The sequence below is a fragment of the Streptomyces sp. NPDC046831 genome, from assembly GCF_040645305.1.
In the GTDB taxonomy this organism is placed as follows: Bacteria; Actinomycetota; Actinomycetes; order Streptomycetales; family Streptomycetaceae; genus Streptomyces.
Map to the genome: position 1 here is coordinate 61,121 of NZ_JBEYXZ010000005.1, position 18,659 is coordinate 79,779.

Here is an 18,659-nt window from a genome sequence, read left to right on the forward strand (position 1 = left end):
ATTCAACTTTTGCTGTGACTTCGAGTCCCGTCCCTGCCGCCGAGCGCAAGAGGTACGCGTGACATCCAGGCTTGAGGCCGAGCACCTGTTCAAAGTGTTCGGCAGACGATCCGACGAGGCGGTGGAGAGGCTCCGCCGGGGCGCCGACCGCGAGGAACTGCGTGCCGACGGCACCACCGCCGCCGTCATCGACGCCTCCTTCACGGTCGAACCCGGTCAGATCTTCGTAGTCATGGGGCTGTCCGGATCCGGCAAGTCCACGCTGCTGCGCATGCTCAACGGACTCCTCGAGCCGACCGCGGGCAGCGTCCGCTTCGACGGGCAGGACCTGACCGCGCTGTCCGGCCGTGCCCTGCGCGAGGTCCGCTCGAAGAAGATCAGCATGGTCTTCCAGCACTTCGCGCTCTTCCCGCACCGCAGCGTCCGTGAGAACGCCGCCTACGGCCTGGAAGTGCAGGGCGTGCCCCGCGCCGAGCGCGAACGCCGCGCCGACGAGGCGCTCGCCCTGTGCGGCCTGGCCGGCTGGGAGAAGTCCTGGCCGGACGAGCTCTCCGGCGGCATGCAGCAGCGCGTCGGCCTCGCCCGCGCGCTGGCCACTGACGCGGACCTGCTGCTGATGGACGAGTCCTTCAGCGCCCTGGACCCGCTGATCCGGCGCGACATGCAGGACCAGCTCCTTCAGCTGCAGAAGACCCTGAAGAAGACGATCGTCTTCATCACCCACGACCTCAACGAGGCCATGCGCCTCGGCGACCGCATCGCCGTCATGCGCGACGGCCGGATCGTGCAGTGCGGCAGCGCGGAGGAGATCTTGCTCGAGCCCGCGGACGACTACGTCGCCTCCTTCGTCCAGGACGTCGACCGCTCCCGCGTGCTCACCGCCGAGGCCGTCATGGACCGTGACGTGCGCGGCGACGAGGCCGACTGCGCGTGCCGGACCGCGCGGACCGACACGCCGTTCACCGAGCTGTGCGCCATCAGCGCCCGCGTGCCGCACCCCGTCGCCGTGCTCGACGACCGCCGCCGCCTCGTCGGGGTCGTCCCGCGGCAGCGGCTGATCGGTTTCCTCGGCGACGAGCAGGCCGCGCCCCGGGCCTGCGAGGCGTCCCGGCGCCGGGACGGCGAGAAGGCGGTGGCCCGTGCCTAGGATCCCGCTCGGCGACTGGGTCAACACCGCGGTCGACTGGCTGCTCGGCCACATGGCCTGGCTCTTCGACTTCCTCAAGACCGTCTTCACCGGCACCTACGACGGCATCGCCGCCGTTCTGCAGGCCCCCGAGCCGCTGCTGCTCGCCGGCGTCTTCGCCGTGCTCGCCTTCTGGCTGCGCGGCACGCTCGCCGGTGTCCTCACCTTCGCGGGCTTCGCCTTCATCGACTCCCTGGAGCTCTGGGACGACGCGATGGTGACCCTGTCGCTCGTCCTCGTCGCCACGATGATCGCGCTGGTGGTCTCCGTGCCGGTCGGCATCTGGGCGGCGCGCTCCGACCGGGTCAGCGGGGTCGTCCGGCCCGTCCTGGACTTCATGCAGACGCTGCCCGCGATGATCTACCTCATCCCGGCCATCCTGTTCTTCGGCACGGGCGCCTCCGCCGGCATCGTCGCCACGCTGATCTTCGCGCTCGCCCCGGGCGTGCGCATGACGGAGCTGGGCATCCGCCAGGTCGACGCGGAGTTGGTCGAGGCCGCCGAGGCGTTCGGCACCACGCCCCGCAACACGCTGCTGCGCGTCCAGCTCCCGCTGGCCCTGCCCACCGTCATGGCGGGCGTCAACCAGGTCATCATGCTCGGCCTGTCCATGGCCGCGATCGCCGGCATGGTCGGCACCGGCGGCCTCGGCGGCGACGTCAACGAGGCCATCGGCCAGCTCAACGTGGGGCTCGGGTCCGAGGCCGGCGTCGCCATCGTGATCCTCGCGATCTACCTGGACCGCATGACCGGCGCCCTCGGCGAGCAGGTCTCGCCGCTCGGCCGCCGCGCCGCCGCCCGGGCACGCGCCGCGCAGGGCCTCAGGATCTGGTCCTACCGGCCCCACCCGCAGGTCGCCGTCGTCGGCGTCGTCGTCCTCGCGCTGGTCGCGGGCGGCATGGGCCTCTTCGGCGGGAAGGGCGACGGCTCCGCCGCCGAGGCCGGCGGCAGCGGCTCCGGCGCGCGGCCGGCCGAGGCGGAGCGCGCCCTGAACGTCGCCTGGTTCCCGTGGGACGAGGACATCGCCGTCACCCACCTGTGGAAGCGCGTCCTCGAACGGCGCGGCTACCGGCTGAACCTGAAGCAGATGGACGTGGGCCCGGTCTACACCGGCCTCGCCTCCGGCGACATCGACGTCAACTTCGACGCCTGGCTGCCGTACGCGCAGAAGAACTACTGGGACCGGAACAAGGACCGGATCAGGGACCTGGGCACCTGGTACCGGCCGACCTCGCTGGAGATCGCCGTGCCCTCCTACGTCAAGGACGTGAAGTCCCTGGAGGACCTCAAGGGCAAGTCGGCGCTCTTCGACGGGAGGATCATCGGCATCGAGCCCGGTACCGGCGAGATGAACCTGCTCAAGGACAAGGTCCTGCCCGGCTACGGACTGGACGAGGAGTACGAGGTCGTCGACGGCTCCACGCCGGCGATGCTGGCCGAGCTGAAGCGGGCCTACGCGCAGCGCAAGCCGGTCGCGGTCGTCCTGTGGTCACCGCACTGGGCGTACAGCGAGTACGACCTCACCAAGCTGGCGGACGGCAGGAAGCTCTTCGGCGAGGGCAACACCATCCGCACCGTCTCCAGCCTGAAGTTCCCCGAGCAGTACCCGCGGCTCACCGAGTGGATCAAGAACTTCCGGATGAGCGAGGACGAGCTGGGCAGCCTGGAGAGCGAGATCAACAAGCGCGGCCAGGGCCATGAGGAGGAAGCGGTCGACGCCTGGCTGAAAAGGCATCCGGACATGATCGGCCGGATGACCCCGCAGTAGCCGCCGTCCGCACACCGCCCGAGGGGCGGATCCACCCACGCAGCCCGGCCGCGTGGACGGGGTCCGCCCCTCGGGCCGTCCATCGGGTCTTTGCGCGGGGGCCTGCCGGGGGCCGGCGCTGCCGCCGCGGCCTTCGGGTCTCCGGCACTGCGCCGGCCCCCGCCCCCTCGGGCCTTTTCCCGAGCATCCTCTGCCGGATTCTCGGCCCTTCACCCGGGCGTCCTCTTCCGCCCCCGAAGCTCCCCTCGAGGGGCCGCTTCCGGGGGCGGCACGGTTCCGGCCAACCACGGTGCGTGACGGACCCGGCCGCGCGTTCCGCTGTCCGGCCCTCCTGATCTGCCGCTTCGCCCGCGCGGCGCAGCGCGTGTCCGGTCCGGCGCGAGGGCGGATCCACTGGCGCGAACCGCCACGTCGCGCCCCGCGCGAGGGGACGGGGTTGGCACGGCCGCATGAACCGGTCCGCCGAACCTGCGTAGGGTGCAGAGGAGCGTGACCGGAACAGTGCGCCCGCAGCGGGGCGCACCGGGAGCCGGCCGACGAGCGAAGGAGGGAGCCGGAGCGATGGGCGACCACAAGGAGCAGCCCCTGCGCGTGGGCGCGGCCGTGCGGCGGCGGCGCCGGGCGCTGGAGCTCACCCTCGCCGTCGTGGCCGAACGCAGCGGCCTGTCGGTGCCTTTCCTCAGCCAGATCGAGAACGACCGGGCGCGTCCCAGCACCATCTCCCTGGAGAAGGTCGCCGACGCCCTGCGGACCACCGCCGTGGAACTGCTGGCGGCCGCCGACCCGGCGTGCAGCGTCGACGTCGTGCGCGACGAGGCCGCCGATTCGGCCCTCGCGCCCGGGTCCCGGGCGCGCTCCCTGGTGCGCGGGCACCACCAGCTGCACGCCACCGAGTTCACCGGTGACCACGACGCGGGCCGCGAGTTCCAGCACCGCAACGACGAGCTGATGTACGTCGCCGACGGCGCCGTGGAGATCGAGGCGGAGGGCCGCGCGTACCGGCTCGGGCGCGGGGACACCATGTACCTGACCGGCGGGGTGCGCCACCGCTGGCGGGCCACCGTGCCGGAGACCCGCGTGATCGTGGTCGCGGTGGCCGAGCACATCGAGGCGGTGCAGGACCGGTCGCGCTGATGCGGGTCGTGTCCCTGGTGCCCTCGCTGACCGAGGCGGTGGCGGTGACGCTGCCCGGCGTCCTGGCCGGCGCGACCGACTGGTGCGTCCACCCGGCCGGCCTCGACGTGGTCCGTGTCGGCGGCACCAAGAACCCGAAGGCCGACCGGATCGCCGCGCTCGCCCCCGACCTGGTGATCGCCAACGAGGAGGAGAACCGCGCCGCCGACCTCGACGCCCTGCGTGCGGCCGGCGTGGAGGTCCTGGTGACCGAGGTGCGTACGCTGCCGCAGGCCTTCCGGGAGCTGGCGCGGGTGCTGGAGGCGTGCGGGGCGCGGGGCAGGCCGCGATGGCTGGACGAGGCGGAGGCCGCCTGGTCGTCGCTGCCGGCGCCGCAGCGCCGTACCACCGCCGTGGTGCCGGTGTGGCGGCGGCCGTGGATGGTGCTGGGGCGCGACACCTTCGCGGGGGACGTGCTCGCCCGCCTCGGCGTCCACCACCTGTACGCCGGCCACGCCGAGCGCTACCCCCGGGTGCCGCTCGCGGAGCTGCGGGCGGCCGCCCCGGACGTCGTCGTCCTGCCGGACGAGCCGTACCGCTTCACCGCCGCCGACGGCCCCGAGGCCTTCCCCGGCCTGCGGTGCGCCTTGGTCAGCGGACGGCACCTGACCTGGTACGGCCCGTCGCTGGCCGAGGCGCCGCGGGTGCTGGGGGAGGCGCTGCGCGCAGCGGGGCGGTGAGCGGGCCGCGGACGGTGGGCGGGCGGTGCCGCGCGGCCGCGCGGCAGCGGCGACGAGGAGGGCTCGCAGGCCGGCTGTGAGCCCGTGGCAGGGGGCGAGGTGGGCCGACCGGCCAGGGCGGCGGCGCCAGTGGCGCTGGTGCGCGCTGGGACGGTGCGGGAGCCGGTACGGCGGACGGTGGATGGCCGACGGCAGGGAGACGGCGGCCGGGCGCCGGGAAAAGGACCGGACGGACTGAGGCGACCATGACTCCCGGTGTTCGCCGCGGAGCCGGCGCCGGGCGGGACGCGGGCCAGGAGGCCGTCACCAGGGGTTTCCCGCCGCCGGGCATAAGCTGGATTGATGACGAAGGCGGACGGGAGCGGACAGGGGCGGCCGGGCGCGAGCACCTCGCTGGCCCACCGGGTCCCGGACCTCGGGGCACTGGAACTGCTGCTGGCCGTGGCACGGCTGGGCAGCCTCGGCGGGGCGGCGCGCGAGCTCGGCATCACCCAGCCGGCGGCCAGCAGCCGGATCCGGTCCATGGAACGGCAGCTGGGCGTGGCCCTGGTGGACCGCTCGCCGCGGGGTTCCCGGCTGACGGACGCCGGGGCGCTGGTGACCGACTGGGCGCGACGGGTGGTGGAGGCCGCGGAGGCGTTCGACGCGGGGGCGCAGGCCCTGCGGGACCGTCGGGACTCGCGGCTGCGCGTCGCGGCCAGCATGACGATCGCGGAGTACCTGATGCCGGGATGGCTGATCGCGCTCAGGGCACGGCGGCCGGACACGGCGGTCTCGCTGCTCGCCGGCAACTCCGCGGTGGTGGCTCAGCGGCTGTTCGCGGACGAGGCCGACCTCGGCTTCGTGGAGGGACTGACCGTGCCCTCCGGGCTGGACACGGCGGTGGTCGCCCGCGACCGCCTCGTCGTGGTGACGGCGCCGGGCCACCCGTGGGCACGCCGGCGGCGCCCCCTGGCGGCCGAGGAACTGGCGGCGACCCCGCTCATCCTGCGGGAGGAGGGCTCCGGGACGCGCCAGGTCCTGGACACCGCGCTGGGCGGTCTGGCCCGCCCGCTGATCGAGGTGTCCTCGACCACGGCGGTGAAGGCCTCCGCGGTCAGCGGCGCGGGGCCGGCCGTGCTGAGCGAACTGGCCGTGGGCGAGGAGCTGTCCCTGCGGCGGCTGGTGCGCATCCCCGTGCACGGCGTCACCCTGAAGCGGGACCTGCGGGCGGTCTGGCCCACGGGCCACCGCCCGGTCGGCCCCGCCCGGGAACTGCTCACCCTCACCCGCTGCCGGCCATCCGCGGGGCCCACGACGAACGCGTGAACGGCTGACGCGCCCCCGCGCCGGCTGGGCGGGCCCGTCCTGGCGGCCCGAACCAGCCTCCGGTGCCGGCGGGCCGGGCGGCACCGTCCGTCAGGGGACGCCGCGGACGGCCGTGTCCGCCGCGGCGTCCGCGGGACCGGCGGTGAGTGCGTGAGTGGGGCGGCCGAGCCCCCGCGCAGGCGGCACGGGCTTGCGCGTCGGCGGGCCGGGAAGCCGCGCCGGCGCCTCGGGCAGCGCCCCGCGCCGACGGCATCGGTCCCGTGTCGGTGGGTCGGGAAGCCGTGCCGGCGGGCCGGGTCCCGCGCCGGCGTCGCGGACAGCGCTCGCCCGCTGAGGGCACCGGCCCCGCGTCGGTGGGCCGGGTGGGTCCGTCGCCAACGGACAGCGCCGCGCCGGCGCCTCGGGCAGCGCCCCGCGCCGACGGCATCGGCTCCGTGTCGGTGGGTCGGGTGGGTCCGTCGTCAACGGACAGCGCCGCGCCGGCGTCGCGGACAGCGCTCGCCCGCTGAGGGCACCGGCCCCGCGTCGGCAGCCCGGGTGGGTCCGTCGTCACGGACAGCGCCCCGCGCCGGCGCCTCGGACAGCGCCCCGCGCCGACGGCATCGGTCCCGTGTCGGTGGGTCGGGAAACCGTGCCGGCGGGCCGGGTCCCGCGCCGGCGTCGCGGACAGCGCTCGCCCGCTGAGGGCACCCGCCCGTGCCGGCAGCCCGGGTGGGTCCGTCGTCAGGGGTCGTAGGCGAGGCGTGGTGGGCCGGGTGGGTCCGTCGCCGACGGACAGCGCCGCGCCGGCGCCTCGGGCAGCGCCCCGCGCCGACGGCATCGGCTCCGTGTCGGTGGGTCGGGAAGCCGTGCCGGCGGGCCGGGTCCCGCGCCGACGTCACGGAAAGGGCCGCCCGCTGCCGGCACCCGCCCCGTGCCGGCAGCCCGGGTGGGTCCGTCGTCAGGGGCCGTAGGCGACCGGCGTGCTCGCCGCCGTGTCCGCGGCGGCCTGGACCAGGCCCCGCATCACCCGCAGGTCCTCGGCCATCTCGGGGTGCCACTGCACGCCCATGACCCAGTCGGCGGAGGGCAGTTCGACCGCCTCCGCCGTGCCGTCCTCCGCGCGCGCGGCCACCACCAGGCCCTCCCCGAGACGGTCGACCGCCTGGTGGTGGAAGGTCGGTACCGTCGTCCGCTCCGGCACCAGGCCGGCGTAGCGGGTGCCGGGGACCGGCTCGACCGGGTGCCCGCCGAAGACGCCGACCACCTCGGCGTGCCCGTCCAGGTGCTGCACGAGGGTGCCGCCGAGGGCGACGTTCAGCAGCTGCATGCCCCGGCAGATGCCGAGCAGCGGCACGCGCGCGGCCAGCGCCGCCTCGACCAGGGCGAGCTCCCAGGCGTCCCGGGCCCGGGACGGCGGCCCGGTGCGGGGGTCGGGCTCCGCGCCGTACCGGGCCGGCTCGACGTCCGGACCGCCCGCGATCACCAGGCCGTCGAGGCGGGCGACGGTCGCCGCGGCCTGCTCCGGCGCGTCCGGCGGCAGCATCACGGCGAGTCCGCCCGCCCGCTGCACCAGCCGCGGATAGCCGGCCGGCAGCAGCGCCGACTCCAGCTCCCACGCGCCCCAGCGCGCCCCCGTCTCCAGATAGGTGCTGATGCCGATCAGCGGCCGTGCGCTCACCCGTTCCTCCCGGTCTTCCATGGTGTCCTCGCCCGTCTGCGTCTCACGTGAGAAAGCCCCGCAGCAGCGCCGCCGTTCCCGCGCAGTGCTCCCGCATCGCCGCCCGCGCCCCGTCCGCGTCCCCGTCGAGCACCGCCTCGACCAGCGCGGCGTGCTGGCGCTGCGAGTGCTCCAGATTGCGCGCCAGGAGCGGGATGCAGTCCAGCAGATCGTTCACCGTGGCCCGGACGGCCGCGTACTGCGTGGCCAGCGTCGGCGAGCCGGCGAGCTCGGCGAGCGTGAGGTGGAGCATCGTGTCCAGCCGCCGGTAGTCCGCGAGGGGGGCGTCCCGCGTGCGCCGCAGCGCCGCCCGCAGCCGTGCCGCCCGCTCGCCGGCCGGGCGCTCCGCCGCGCACAGCCCGGCCGCGCCGACCTCCAGCACCTCGCGGAAGCGCAGCACGTCCTCGATGTCCACCTCGGCGGTCCGGCGCCGCAGCGCGTCCCCGCCGCCGGTGTCCGCGCGGGGCAGGACAAACGTTCCGCCGTACCGTCCGCGCCGCGCCTCGACCAGCCCCTGCTCCCGCAGCACCTTCAGCACCTCCCGCAGGGTCACCCGGCTCACCCCGAGCCGCTCCGCCAGCACCCGCTCGGCGGGCAGCCGCCCACCCGCCGGCACCAGCCCCAGCCGCACGACCTGCAGGATCTGCTCCAGTGCCTCCTCGAACCCGTTGCCCGCCCGCACCGGCCGCAGCACCGGCGCGAGAGCGTCCTCGCGCCCGCCCGGCTCCGTGTGCCGCGCCATGTGGCCGCGCCCCCTTCCCCGGCAATGGTTCCCGGCCATACCTTATGGCTCCCGGCCGGCCGACGAAGCCGAAGGAGGCTCACCCGTGGCAGACCGCACACCCCCGCTCGGCGTCGAGGAACTGCACGCCCTCGTCGCGGGCGGCGAGATCGACACGGTCGTCCTGGCCTTCCCCGACATGCAGGGGCGACTGCAGGGCAAGCGGTTCGCCGCGCAGTTCTTCCTCGACGAGGTGCTCCACCACGGCACCGAGGGCTGCAACTACCTGCTCGCCGTCGACACCGACATGAACCCCGCCGACGGGTACGCCATGTCCTCCTGGGACCGCGGCTACGGCGACTTCGCGATGCACCCGGACCTGTCCACGCTGCGCCGCATCCCCTGGAACCCCGGCACGGCCATGGTCGTCGCCGACCTCGCCTGGCACGACGGCTCCCCGGTGGCGGCCGCGCCCCGGCAGATCCTGCGCCGCCAGCTGGACCGGCTCGCCGCGCTCGGCCTCACCGCGCAGGTCGGCACCGAGCTGGAGTTCATCGTCTTCAAGGACACCTACGAGCAGGCCTGGGACGCCCACTACCGGGGCCTGACCCCGGCCAACCAGTACAACGTCGACTACTCCGTCCTCGGGACCGGCCGGATCGAACCCCTGCTGCGGCGCATCCGCAACGAGATGGCCGGCGCCGGACTCACCGTCGAGTCCGCCAAGGGCGAGTGCAACCCCGGCCAGCACGAGATCGCCTTCCGCTACGACGAGGCCCTCGTCACCTGCGACCAGCACGCCGTCTACAAGACGGGCGCCAAGGAGATCGCCGCCCAGGAGGGCATGTCCCTGACCTTCATGGCCAAGTACAACGAGCGCGAGGGCAACTCCTGCCACATCCACCTCTCGCTCACCGGCCCCGACGGCGGCAACGCGATGGCCGGGGACGGCCCCGAGGGCATGTCCGGCCTCATGCGCCACTTCCTGGCCGGGCAGCTGGCCGCGCTGCGGGACTTCTCCCTCCTGTACGCGCCGCACATCAACTCCTACAAGCGGTTCCAGCCCGGCTCCTTCGCTCCGACCGCCGTCGCCTGGGGCTTCGACAACCGCACCTGCGCCCTCCGCGTCGTCGGGCACGGCCGCTCGCTCCGCTTCGAGAACCGGCTGCCCGGCGGCGACGTCAACCCGTACCTGGCCGTGGCCGGGCTGGTGGCGGCGGGCCTGCACGGCGTGGAGCAGCGGCTGGAGCTGCCCGAACCCTGCCCGGGCAACGCCTACACCGCCGGCTACGAGCACGTCCCCACGACCCTGCGCGAGGCCGCCGGGCTGTGGGAGGACAGCGCGATCGCCCGGGCCGCCTTCGGCGACGAGGTCGTCGCCCACTACCGCAACATGGCGCGCGTCGAACTGGAGGCCTTCGACGCCGCGGTCACCGACTGGGAGCTGCGCCGCTCCTTCGAACGTCTGTGAGGGTCCCTTACGTGTCCCACGAGAACGAGCCCCGGCACGAGCACCCCGACGACCACGCGCACGCGCTGCGGGTGCTGAATCCGGCCACCGAGGAGGTGGTCGCCACCGTCCCCGCCGCCACCGTCGCCGACGTCGACCGGGCGGTCGCCCGGGCCGGTGCGGCCCAGCAGAGGTGGGCCGCGCTCGCGCCCGGCGAACGCGCCCGCCTGCTGCGCCGGTTCGCCGCCCACGTCGACGCACACCAGGAGGAACTCGCCCGGCTGGAGGTCCGCGAGGCCGGTCACACGCTCGGCAACGCCCGCTGGGAAGCCGGCAACGTCCGCGACCTGCTCGACTACGCGGCCGGGGGAGTGGAACGGCTGACGGGCCGGCAGATCCCCGTCGCGGGCGGCCTCGACGTCACCCTCCTCGAACCCCTCGGAGTCGTCGGCGTGATCGCGCCGTGGAACTTCCCGATGCCCATCGCGGCCTGGGGCACGGCCCCGGCGCTCGCCGCGGGCAACGCCGTGCTCCTCAAACCGGCCGAGACCACCCCGCTGACGGCCCTCCGCCTCGCCGAACTCGCCCTGGAGGCCGGGCTTCCCGAGCACCTCTTCCAGGTGCTGCCCGGCCGCGGCCCCGTCACGGGCGACGCCCTGGTCCGGCACCCGGGCGTGGCGAAGATCGTCTTCACCGGCTCGACGGCCGTGGGCAAGCAGGTGTGGGCGAAGGGGGCGGACCAGCTCAAACGCGTCACCCTGGAACTCGGCGGCAAGAGCCCCAACATCGTCTTCGCCGACGCAGACCTCGAAGCCGCCGCGGCCGCCGCCCCGATGTCCTTCCTGGACAACTGCGGCCAGGACTGCTGCGCCCGCACCCGCATCCTCGTCCAGCGCTCCGTCCACGACCGCTTCCTCGGCCTCCTCGCCCCCGCGGTCGAGTCCGTCCTCGTCGGCGACCCGGCCGACGAAAGGACCCAGGTCGGCCCGCTGATCTCCGCGGCCCAGCTCCACCGCGTCCGCTCGTACGTCGACCCGGACGCCCCCGGCATCCGCGGCAAGGCACCCGAGGGCCCCGGCTTCTGGTTCCCGCCCACCGTCCTCACCGGCGTCGACCCGCGGGCGCCGGTGGCCGTCGAGGAGGTCTTCGGCCCCGTCGCCGTCGTCCTCCCCTTCGACGACGAGGCCGACGCGGTCCGGCTGGCCAACGACACGCCCTACGGCCTGTCCGGCTCCGTCTGGACCCGGGACGTCGGCCGTGCCCTGCGCGTCTCCCGCGCCGTCCGGGCCGGCAACCTGTCCGTCAACTCCCACTCCAGCGTCCGCTACTGGACCCCGTTCGGCGGCTTCAAGCAGTCCGGAGTCGGCCGTGAACTCGGCCCGGACGCGCTGGCCGCCTTCACCGAGACCAAGAACGTCTTCATCAGCACGGAGGGCCCCGCACAGTGACCGAGGACATCATCTGCCGCCGTCTGACCGGCCGCACCGCCGTCATCACCGGAGCCGGCAGCGGCATCGGACTGGCCACCGCGCGCCGGCTCGCCTCCGAGGGCGCGCACGTCGTGTGCGGCGACATCGACGAGACCCGCGGCAAGGCGGCCGCCGAGGAGGTCGGCGGGCTGTTCGTGCAGGTCGACGTCACCGACCCGGACCAGGTCGAGGCGCTGTTCAAGGCGGCGTACGACACCTACGGCAGCGTCGACATCGCGTTCAACAACGCCGGCATCTCCCCGCCCGACGACGACTCGATCCTGGAGACCGGCCTGGAGGCGTGGAAGCGCGTCCAGGAGGTCAACCTGACCTCCGTCTACCTGTGCTGCAAGGCCGCCCTCCCCTACATGCGGCGCCAGGGCAGGGGCTCCATCATCAACACCGCGTCCTTCGTGGCCCGGATGGGCGCGGCCACCTCGCAGATCTCGTACACCGCCTCCAAGGGCGGCGTGCTGGCCATGTCGCGCGAGCTCGGCGTGCAGTTCGCCCGCGAGGGCATCCGCGTCAACGCGCTGTGCCCGGGACCGGTCAACACCCCCCTCCTGCGGGAGCTGTTCGCCAAGGACCCGGAGCGGGCCGCGCGCCGGCTCGTCCACGTGCCGGTCGGCCGGTTCGCCGAGGCCGAGGAGATCGCCGCCGCGGTCGCCTTCCTCGCCAGCGACGACTCCTCCTTCGTCAACGCGACCGACTTCCTGGTGGACGGCGGGATCGCGGGGGCGTACGTCACGCCCCTGTGAGACCGGGGCGGGGGCGTCCGCCCGGTGACCGGATCCGTTCGGTCTCCTGCGGTTACGACCGGATCCGGTCGGGACCGCAGGAGCGACGGACCGGCGTACCGGAGGCCCACGTACCGCAGGGACCGGCACTCCGGCGTACCGCAGGACCGCGGAGCCGGCCGCTCACAGGAACGTCCGCCCCTCGCCCCGGTACGTCGGTACGGTCGCCGTGACCCGGTCGCCCTCCACCAGGTGCAGCACGTCGAACCGCTCGCACAGCTCACCGGCCTTGGCGTGCCGGAACCACACCTTGTCGCCGATCAGCAGGTCGTCGGCCGGCGTGCCCAGCAGCGGGGTCTGCACCTCGCCCGGTCCCTCCTGGGCGTCGTAGCGCAGGCCCTCGGGCAGGTACGGCACCGGCAGCCGGTCCGGGCCGGCCGCACCGGAGGCCGGGTAGCCGCCGCCCAGCACCGTCACGACGCCGACCCCCGGCCGCCGGACGACGGGCTGGGCGAAGAGGGCCGCCGGACGGCCGCGGAAGGAGGTGTAGTGGTCGAACAGGCGCGGCACGTACAGTCCGGAACCCGCGGCGATCTCCGTGACCGCGTCCTCGGCGGCGGTGTGCTGGACGCTGCCCGTGCCACCGCCGTTGACGAACTCCAGATCCGGGGCGACGGCCCGCACCGCCCGCACGACCGCGGCCCGCCGCTCGGCCAGTTCCCGGCGGGCCGCCGCCTGCATCAGCCGCACGGCACGCGACCGCAGGGGCCGCCCGGCCACCGCGTCGCCGACACCGGCCACATGGCCCTCGTACGCCATCAGCCCCACCAGCCGAAACCCCGGCCGCCGCGCCACCGCCCGGGCCATGTCGGCGACCTGGGCGGGGGAGTGCAGCGGCGAGCGGCGCGCGCCGACGCGCAGGCGGCCCCCGAACAGCCTCAGCGAGGTGTCCAACTCCAGGCACACCCGCACCACTTCGCGGCCGCCGTCGCGCGCGGCGTCGATGAGGTCGAGCTGCGCCGGGTCGTCGACCATCACGGTCACGGCGGCGGCCGGCTTGGGATCGCCGGCGAGTTCGGCGAAGGCGGCGCGGTCGGCCGAGGGGTAGGCGAGCAGGACGTCGTCGAATCCGGAGCGGGCCAGCCACAGGGACTCGGGCAGCGTGAACGACATGACCCCCTGGAAGCCGTCCCGGGCCAGGACGCGTTCCAGCAGGGCGCGGCAGCGTACGGACTTGCTGGCGACCCGGACCGGCTTGCCGCCGGCCCGGCGGACGAGGTCGTCGGCGTTGGCGTCGAAGGCCTCCAGGTCCACGATCGCGACGGGGGCGTCCAGATGGGCGGTGGCCCGGTCGTAGCGGGCACGGTCGGCGGCGCGCGCAGTCATGAACGCAGCCTGCCAGAGGGGATTACCGCAGGGTAGGGGGACGTTCCGGGCAGATGCCCCGGGCTCGCGGACCGGTTCCCGGATCGGCCGCGGCAACCCGTAAAGTGACGCGCACGTACGGCGGAAAGGTCCCGGTCGCGCGACTGAGCGGGGATGGCGCTTCGCCCGTACGGGTATGCGTGCCCGGTGACGGACGACTCGTGCCGGGCCGGGGCGGTGAGGACGGCCCGCGTACGAGGAAACGGCCCGGGCACGAGGAAACGGGGGGTGCATGAGCACGGAAGCGCGCCGCGCCCCCGTCCCGCCACGGCCGTCGACGCCCCCGGCCGCGGTGCCTGCCGGCGGCCGGGCCGACGGCTGGGCGGAGGAGCCCGCCCAGCCGGGCACGCGCCGGCCGGCGGACGGCCCGGGCGGCGCCCGCCGGACGCCGGCGCCCGCGGACCCGCGCCCGCCCTTCCCCGGCTTCCCGGCCCCCCGCGCCACCGACCCGGCGAGCCCGCCCCCACCCCCGGCGTCGGCCCGCTTCCCCGACACAGCGCCCCCGACCGGCCCCGGCACGCCCGGACGAGGAACCGGAGGACCGGCTCCGGCGGAGACACCCGTCCCGGGACGCGACAGGTCAGGTGTCGGTTCCGGTGACGTTCCGGGCCGTCCTGCGGGTGGTCCGCCGTCGGTCGGTGCCGCGGCGCCCGGTCGTCCTGGGCGGGCGGACAAGTCCCGTGTGGGGGGCGAGAGTTCGGCGGGTGTTCCCGGTGAGTCGCCGGGTATCCTCCGCGGCGCGGCGCCGGTGACCGGTGCCGCGGCACCCGGCGGGACGGCCGGCGGGTCCGCTTGGGTGGAGGCGTCCGGCCTGGGGCGCGACAGGTCAGGTGTCGGTTCCGGTGAAGGTTCGGGCCGTCCTGCGGGTGGTCCGCCGTCGGTCGGTGCCGCGGCGCCCGGTCGTCCTGGGCGGGCGGACAAGTCCCGTGTGGGGGGCGAGAGTTCGGCGGGTGTTCCCGGTGAGTCGCCGGGTATCCTCCGCGGCGCGGCGCCGGTGACCGGTGCCGCGGCACCCGGCGGGACGGCCGGCGGGTCCGCTTGGGTGGAGGCGTCCGGCCTGGGGCGCGACAGGTCAGGTGTCGGTTCCGGTGAAGGTTCGGGCCGTCCTGCGGGTGGTCCGCCGTCGGCCGGTGCCGCAGCGCCCGGTCGTCCTGGGCCGGCGGAGGCGTCCGGCCCGGGTCAGAGGGCATCGACGGCCGGTTCCGGCGCGGCCCCGGGGTCCTTCACCGGCGGCCGCCAGGCTCCGCATGCCGGCACCCCGGGGCGGCCGGCCGGTGAACGGGCCGCCGCGGAGCGGCCTGGCGGAGGACGCCGCACCGCGCCGGACGCGGCCGGTTCGGCCGCGGGCCGATTCCCCGGCACGCCCGCGGGCGCCGTCACCGGTACCGGCGGCGAGCCCGCCGCGTACGGTCCGCAGCCGTCGGCGGGGCGCCGGACGCCGGTGGCCGGGCGCGGCGACGCCCCCGCGGAGGGCGCGTCGGAGACGACCCGGCGCCTGCGCCCGATCCCCGCCGAGGGCCCGGCGGAGACGACCAGACGGCTGCGGCCCCTGCCCGCTCACCGGCCCCCGGCGCCGGGCGCGCCGCCGCGCCCGGCGGCCCCGACCTCCCGCCCCGACGTCCGCTCCGGCGGCGCTGCCCCGTCCGTGTGGTCCGACGCCGTCACCCGGCCGTCCCACCCGGACGCCCCGGCCCCACCCGCCGGGAGCCGACCCGGATCCGGGCGTACCGGAACTCGTGCGGGCAGTGCGGGCGGCGGGCCGGGCACGCCGTCCGGCGCACCGCCCGCCCGTCCCGGGCGCGCCGCCTGGACCCCCGCGCCCGGGGACCCCTCCCACCAGCCGGGTCCCGTCCGCCCCGCGAACGCCGCCACGCCGTCCCGCACGGCCGCCACGGCCGTGTCCCCCGATCCGTCCCGCTCGTGGAGCGCGTCCGCGGCGCCGACCGCCGACCCGTACACCCGCCGGCCCGTCGTGGGGTTCGGCGAGCCCGAGGGATACGACGAGCGGGGGCGGGGACGGGCGCTCGGAGCGCGGGCGCGCCTGCGGCCGCGGTCGGCCGCGGTGGCCGCCTGCGTCGTGCTCGGCTTCGGGCTCATCGGCGGTGCCGTGACCGGGAGCTGGCTCACCGGCGACTCCGCCGAGGCGGACACCGCGGGCACGTTCGCCGCCGCCGGCGCCCTGTGGCACAGCGTCCCCGTCGACCAGCTGTTCCCGCCCACCGTGGCGGGCCGCGGCGCCGGACCCGGCGGCGCGGACCGCACCTGGACGCGCGTCGCCGTGGCGCCCGACAGCGGCTGCGAGGACGCCTTCGACCCGCTGCTGCGCGAGGTCCTCGCGCCGGCCGGCTGCGCACGCCTGCTGCGGGCCACCTACACGGACGCCACCCAGAGCCACGTCACCACCGTCGGACTGCTGTTCACCAAGGCCGACGCCGCCGCCATGGACGCCCTCGACAGGCGCTTCGAGAAGGAACGGCTCGAACGGCGCGCGGACCTGATGCCCCGTCCGTACCCCGACGAGGGCACCGCCGCCGCGCACTTCGGCGCCCGGCAGCGCGCCTCCTGGACGGTCTCCGTGCTCACGGACGCCCCCGTGGTCGTCTACGCGGTGTCCGGCTGGGCCGACGGCCGCGCCGTCGACGACCCGCAGCCCGCGGCGGACGCGGTACGGCCCGGCGCCACCACGGCCCCCGCCCAGGCGGGCCTCGGGCACGAGGCGCAGGGCCTCGCCGACCGCATCGAGCGCGGCCTGCGCAGGACCGTCGGCCCGGCCCCGGAGAAGACGTCGTGAAACCCCTCGTGACCCGCAGGACCGGGGCGCTGAGCCTGCTCGTCGCCGCCTGCCTCGCCCTCGTGCCGCCCTCCACCGCGTACGCCGACGGCATCCGCGCCCAGCAGTGGGCCCTGGACGCCCTGCACGTCCAGCAGGCCTGGCGCACCACCAAGGGCGAGGGCGTCACCGTCGCCGTACTGGACACCGGCGTCGAGGCCGACCACCCCGACCTGGCCGGCAACGTCCTGCCCGGCAAGGACCTCATCGGCTTCGGCGCCCGGCGCGGCGACCGGGCCTGGGCCCGCCACGGCACCGCCATGGCCGGCATCATCGCCGGCCACGGGCACGGGCCGGGCCGGGCCGACGGCGTCCTGGGCGTGGCTCCGGAGGCGAAGATCCTGCCCGTGCGGGTCATACTCGAGGACGGTGACTCCGCCCGCGCCCAGGCTCGCAGCACCCGCGGCAGCGCCCTCGCCGACGGCATCCGCTGGGCCGCCGACCACGGCGCCGACGTCATCAACCTCTCCCTCGGCGACGACTCCGCCTCCGCGCACCCGGAACCGGCGGAGGACGAGGCCGTCCAGTACGCGCTGAGGAAGGGCGCCGTCGTGGTCGCCTCCGCCGGGAACGGCGGCGAGAAGGGCGACCACATCTCCTACCCGGCCGCCTACCCGGGCGTGATCGCCGCGACCGCCGTCGACCGCTACGGCACCCGGGCGTCCTTCTCCACCCGCCGGTGGTACGCCACCGTCAGCGCGCCCGGTGTCGACGTGGTGATCGCCGACCCGGACCACAAGTACTACCAGGGCTGGGGCACGAGCGCGGCCTCCGCGTTCGTCTCCGGGGCCGTCGCCCTCGTCAAGGCGGCCCACCCCGGCCTGACGCCCGCGCAGATCAAGAAGCTGCTGGAGGACACCGCCCGCGAGGCGCCGGCCGACGGCCGCGACGACTCCCGCGGCTTCGGCTTCGTCGACCCGGCCGCCGCGATCTCGGCCGCGGCCCGCCTCAAGCCGGACGGCCTGCACGTGGCGGCCTACGGCGACGAGTACTTCGGGCCCGGTCCCGACCCCGTGGAGCACGACGACGCCTCGCACTGGGCGGGCGTCCTCGCGGGCGGCGCGGGGGGAGTGCTGCTCGTCACGGCGGTGGCCCTGTGGCGCGGCCGCCGCACGTCCCCCGAGGGCAACTGACCCGGCTCCCGGGCAGGGTCCGGCGCCGGCAGGGTCCGGCCCCCGTAGGGTCCGGCGGTGCCCTGGGTCCGCCGGTCGCGGTCGCCGTCGCCGTCGCGGGCGCGGTCCGGTCAGCCGGCCGGCGAGGCCGTCGCGGACGGCGCCGCCGGGTCACGGGCGAGGGGGCGCGGCCGCCGCGCGTCCCCCGAGGGCAACTGACCCGGCCCTCGTAGGGTCCGGCGGTGCCCTGGGTCCGCCGGTCGCCGTCGCGGGCGCGGTCCGGTCAGCCGGCCGGCGAGGCCGTCGCGGACGGCGCCGCCGCCTCACCGGCGAGGACCGACACCGCCGCCCGTGCCGCCGCTTCGACCAGCGCGACGCCCCGCTCCTTCGTCGCGTTGCCGTTCGACAGCACCGCCAGCAGGTAGTCCTCGCCGCCCGCCGTCACGCGCCCGATGCTGTTGACGACCCACAGCCCCGTCGTACCGCGCGGCAGCCAGCCGTTCTTCAACGCCCAGGCCGAGTCGTCGGCCGCGGCCGACACCCCCCAGTCCTGACCTTCGGCGATGTGCTCCATCAGCCCCTGCAGGTACCGCCGCGAGGCCGCGCTCAGCTCGGAGTCCTGCCCGAACACCTGCCGCAGCAACGTCAGCTGGTCGGCCGCCGTGGTCCGGGTCAGGCCCCACAGCGCGCCGTCCCCGCCGGTGGTGTCCGTCAGCCCGAAGCGCGCGTTCGCCGCGTCGAGCCCCTCGGCCCCCCCGATGGCCCGCCACAGCGCCGACGCGGAGTCGTTGTCGCTGTCCTCGATCATCGCGGTCGCGTACGTCCTCTCCCACGCGGTCGGACGCCGGCCGGCGTCCTGGGCCCGGAGCAGCAGCGCGGCCAGGATGTCGACCTTCACGATGCTCGCCGTCTCGAAGCCGGCCTCGCCGTACACGGCACTCCCGGCGGAGCCGGGACCCAGCACCGCCACGGACACGGCGGCGCCCTGCGCCACCGGCACCGCGCGCATGGCCGCGGCCGGCAGCGCCCGGCGGCCGGCCGCCGAGCCTGTCGAAGCCTCCCTCGATGCCCCCACCGATGTCTCCCCGCTCGCGGACGGCG

The 18,659-nt window shown here is 75.8% G+C and carries 14 protein-coding genes; 10 read left to right on the plus strand and 4 right to left on the minus strand.

Annotated elements, in window-relative coordinates:
- The first annotated feature begins 58 nt into the window (after nucleotides 1–58).
- The 5 genes from ABZ920_RS06720 (at nucleotide 59) to ABZ920_RS06740 (ending at nucleotide 6,115) form a co-directional block, all read left to right on the plus strand.
- Nucleotides 59–1,147, plus strand: a complete 1,089-nt coding sequence (locus ABZ920_RS06720) for a glycine betaine/L-proline ABC transporter ATP-binding protein (RefSeq protein WP_361499526.1) — start codon at nucleotides 59–61, stop codon at nucleotides 1,145–1,147.
- Nucleotides 1,140–2,954, plus strand: coding sequence for an ABC transporter permease/substrate binding protein (locus ABZ920_RS06725; RefSeq protein ID WP_361499528.1), 1,815 nt, complete (start codon nucleotides 1,140–1,142; stop codon nucleotides 2,952–2,954). The genes ABZ920_RS06720 and ABZ920_RS06725 overlap by 8 nt, the downstream gene beginning before the upstream one ends.
- A gap of 561 nt (nucleotides 2,955–3,515) precedes the next feature.
- Complete coding sequence (locus tag ABZ920_RS06730) at nucleotides 3,516–4,088, plus strand: XRE family transcriptional regulator (protein WP_361499530.1); 573 nt, start codon at nucleotides 3,516–3,518, stop codon at nucleotides 4,086–4,088.
- Entirely contained in the window at nucleotides 4,088–4,807 is a 720-nt protein-coding gene (locus ABZ920_RS06735) for a helical backbone metal receptor (protein ID WP_361499532.1), read from the plus strand. Before ABZ920_RS06730 ends, ABZ920_RS06735 begins: the two co-directional genes overlap by 1 nt.
- Before the next feature lie 342 nt (nucleotides 4,808–5,149).
- Nucleotides 5,150–6,115, plus strand: a complete 966-nt coding sequence (locus ABZ920_RS06740; protein WP_361499534.1) for a LysR family transcriptional regulator — start codon at nucleotides 5,150–5,152, stop codon at nucleotides 6,113–6,115.
- Nucleotides 6,116–7,055: 940 nt separating this feature from the next.
- Here the strand turns inward: ABZ920_RS06740 and ABZ920_RS06745 are convergent.
- The gene (locus ABZ920_RS06745; protein WP_361499902.1) at nucleotides 7,056–7,775 is read right to left on the minus strand and encodes a gamma-glutamyl-gamma-aminobutyrate hydrolase family protein; all 720 of its coding nucleotides are present in this window, start codon (nucleotides 7,773–7,775) and stop codon (nucleotides 7,056–7,058) included.
- A 43-nt stretch (nucleotides 7,776–7,818) separates the two neighbouring features.
- On the minus strand, nucleotides 7,819–8,556 hold the full coding sequence (locus tag ABZ920_RS06750) for an FCD domain-containing protein (RefSeq protein WP_361499536.1): 738 nt from the start codon (nucleotides 8,554–8,556) through the stop codon (nucleotides 7,819–7,821).
- A gap of 85 nt (nucleotides 8,557–8,641) precedes the next feature.
- Between ABZ920_RS06750 and ABZ920_RS06755 the strand changes: the two genes are divergently transcribed.
- The 3 genes from ABZ920_RS06755 to ABZ920_RS06765 are packed head-to-tail and all read left to right on the plus strand — an operon-like array spanning nucleotide 8,642 to nucleotide 12,212.
- Nucleotides 8,642–10,006: a glutamine synthetase family protein gene (locus tag ABZ920_RS06755; protein WP_361499538.1), complete on the plus strand. Its 1,365-nt coding sequence runs from the start codon at nucleotides 8,642–8,644 to the stop codon at nucleotides 10,004–10,006.
- A gap of 11 nt (nucleotides 10,007–10,017) precedes the next feature.
- A complete protein-coding gene (locus ABZ920_RS06760) occupies nucleotides 10,018–11,433 on the plus strand; it encodes an aldehyde dehydrogenase family protein (RefSeq protein WP_361499540.1) in 1,416 nt (471 codons plus the stop codon).
- Nucleotides 11,430–12,212 (plus strand): 3-oxoacyl-ACP reductase, encoded by a 783-nt coding sequence (locus tag ABZ920_RS06765; protein WP_361499542.1) that lies wholly within the window; start codon nucleotides 11,430–11,432, stop codon nucleotides 12,210–12,212. The genes ABZ920_RS06760 and ABZ920_RS06765 overlap by 4 nt, the downstream gene beginning before the upstream one ends.
- A gap of 162 nt (nucleotides 12,213–12,374) precedes the next feature.
- On the opposite strand, the gene ABZ920_RS06770 is transcribed toward ABZ920_RS06765, so the two are convergent.
- The gene (locus ABZ920_RS06770) at nucleotides 12,375–13,577 is read right to left on the minus strand and encodes an amino acid deaminase/aldolase (protein WP_361499544.1); all 1,203 of its coding nucleotides are present in this window, start codon (nucleotides 13,575–13,577) and stop codon (nucleotides 12,375–12,377) included.
- Nucleotides 13,578–15,513: 1,936 nt separating this feature from the next.
- Here ABZ920_RS06770 and ABZ920_RS06775 point away from each other — a divergent pair.
- Together ABZ920_RS06775 and mycP are read left to right on the plus strand one after the other, a co-directional pair.
- Complete coding sequence (locus ABZ920_RS06775) at nucleotides 15,514–16,407, plus strand: hypothetical protein (RefSeq protein WP_361499546.1); 894 nt, start codon at nucleotides 15,514–15,516, stop codon at nucleotides 16,405–16,407.
- Entirely contained in the window at nucleotides 16,404–17,579 is a 1,176-nt protein-coding gene (gene mycP / locus ABZ920_RS06780; RefSeq protein ID WP_361499548.1) for a type VII secretion-associated serine protease mycosin, read from the plus strand. Before ABZ920_RS06775 ends, mycP begins: the two co-directional genes overlap by 4 nt.
- Before the next feature lie 262 nt (nucleotides 17,580–17,841).
- Here mycP and ABZ920_RS06785 read toward each other — a convergent pair whose 3' ends face one another.
- Nucleotides 17,842–18,567 carry a serine hydrolase gene (locus ABZ920_RS06785; RefSeq protein WP_361499904.1) on the minus strand — a complete coding sequence of 242 codons (726 nt, stop codon included), beginning with the start codon at nucleotides 18,565–18,567 and terminating at the stop codon, nucleotides 17,842–17,844.
- Nucleotides 18,568–18,659: the final 92 nt, after the last annotated feature.